The following is a 1,603-nucleotide window of genomic DNA, read 5'->3' as shown; positions in this document are numbered from 1 at the left end:
CGGGCTTCCAACGCTTCCCCTGCCAAACGCTGGGCCAGTTCCAGCACCAGCGCCCGGTACTCCCGCGCCACCCGCTCGGCGTTCTGGCGCAGTTCCCGCTCGGCGTTCAGGATGTCCTCCAACGCCCGCTCACGGTAGGCTTCCACCGCTCACCTCCGCTACCCTGCGGCTGGCTTCCGCCACCGCTTCCACCGCCCGCTCCCGGCTGTCGCCCATCGCCCAATTCCGCAGGGCCTGCGCGGCAGCCGCCACCGCTTCCCGCTGGGGCTGCAAGACCGCCTGCCCGCCTTTTGCCATCTCGTTCAGGATGCGGTCTGCCGCCACCTGTACCCGCAGAGGGTCAAGCGGCCTGTCCAGCAAGGCCGCCATCTCCTCGCAGGTCTTTTGCAAATCCCGCAGCTCCTGGCGGTAGGCACGCTCGGCCTTGTGAATCTGCCACTCGGCGTAGGTCAGGACTTTACCGCCTTCCGGCGTGAACAGCCAGCCCAGCACACCCAGCAGTATCAGGGCAATCACGGCCACGACAGCGGCCACAACCGAAAACTCTCTTGCGTCAATCTCGATTTCCAAGCCTCGCTCCTTTCTGCCCGTGCCGTGGGGCAGGCGTTCGGCCTGTGCGTCCCGCCTGCCTGCTGCCCTACCAGGTCAGCCCGGCGACCATCTGGTACACCAGCACCAAGACCCGCTTGGCCAGCAGATTTCCCACGAACAGGGCGGCTGCCACCTGGACGGCAGACAGCCACAAATTGACGGCTGCACTCCTCATAGGGCGGAGACCTCCTTTCGCCGAATCTGGATCTCCGCACCCTGGTGAGTTTGGCAGACCCCGGGCATCCGTCAAACTCCCTACCGCCGGTTGACCCGCATCTCCGACACCGCCACGACCCGCACGGTCAATTGCGGCGATGAGGGGATGAGCAGTTTCAGCCCGGCGCTGGCCGTGCAGCGCGCCACCGTTGGCGATAACAGCGATATGCCGGTCAGGGCAGGCGAATAGCCGACAATGCCCTTGTTGGCCACCGTCCCGCTGAACGCCTGCGCCGCATAAGACGCACCCAAACCCAGATTGATTTGCCGGGTGCCGGTGCGGACAAAGGTGGGCGTGTCCAGGGCTTGCGCCGCCGCTTCACAGGCGGCATCCGCCGCCGCCTGCAATTGGGCTTGCAGGTACAACGCCCGCACAATGTCCACCGTCAGCACCGCCAGCGGGATGACCACGAAGGTCAGCACGATCACGAAATAGGCCATCGTCTGCCCGCGTTCGCCGTTGCGGAATGACCGTTTCATACCTACCATCCTTCCTGCCGGAAGGTGGCCTGCGCCTGACCTTTGAACTCCACCGCTCCGCCACCGCCCAGCAGTCCCAGCATCGAGCCGATGTAATTGGGGGCCGTCCAGTTCACCGTGACCACCACCAGCGAACCGGGACGTCCGCCGCCCGAAGCGGCCACCGAATACTCCCCGATCATCGTCCGCGACAGCGCGGCATGAGCGGCGGAAGCCGCCGCCCCCGCCGCCCCGCCCTGCGTGACTGAGCCGACCCGCGCCCCGTAGTTGGCGGCGTTCGCCGCCGCTACGGACGCGTACCCGGCAATGGCGAAGT

The 1,603-nt window shown here is 66.5% G+C and carries 4 protein-coding genes; all 4 read right to left on the bottom strand.

Annotated elements, in window-relative coordinates; all coding sequences use genetic code 11:
• Positions 1-129 precede the first annotated feature (129 nt).
• Positions 130-570, bottom strand: a complete 441-nt coding sequence (locus VAE48_RS01680; RefSeq protein ID WP_322791574.1) for a hypothetical protein — start codon at positions 568-570, stop codon at positions 130-132.
• A gap of 67 nt (positions 571-637) precedes the next feature.
• Positions 638-766 (bottom strand): hypothetical protein, encoded by a 129-nt coding sequence (locus VAE48_RS01675; RefSeq protein WP_322791573.1) that lies wholly within the window; start codon positions 764-766, stop codon positions 638-640.
• 80 nt (positions 767-846) lie between these two features.
• The gene (locus tag VAE48_RS01670) at positions 847-1,287 is read right to left on the bottom strand and encodes a pilus assembly protein TadG-related protein (RefSeq protein ID WP_322791572.1); all 441 of its coding nucleotides are present in this window, start codon (positions 1,285-1,287) and stop codon (positions 847-849) included.
• A 2-nt stretch (positions 1,288-1,289) separates the two neighbouring features.
• Positions 1,290-1,603: hypothetical protein (locus VAE48_RS01665; protein WP_322791571.1), on the bottom strand; the 314-nt coding region annotated here is incomplete at its 5' end.

Origin of the sequence: Bellilinea sp. (genome assembly GCF_034432615.1) — a bacterium.
GTDB lineage: Bacteria > Chloroflexota > Anaerolineae > Anaerolineales > Anaerolineaceae > Bellilinea.
Note: the sequence above shows the minus strand (reverse complement) of the source record. Positions and strands in the feature narration are given on the sequence as shown.

Bases quoted from the DNA above. Each gene is read 5' to 3' on its own strand.
- VAE48_RS01675 (WP_322791573.1), bottom strand. From the start codon at position 766: ATGAGGAGTGCAGCCGTCAATTTGTGGCTGTCTGCCGTCCAGGTGGCA.
- VAE48_RS01670 (WP_322791572.1), bottom strand. From the start codon at position 1,287: ATGAAACGGTCATTCCGCAACGGCGAACGCGGGCAGACGATGGCCTAT.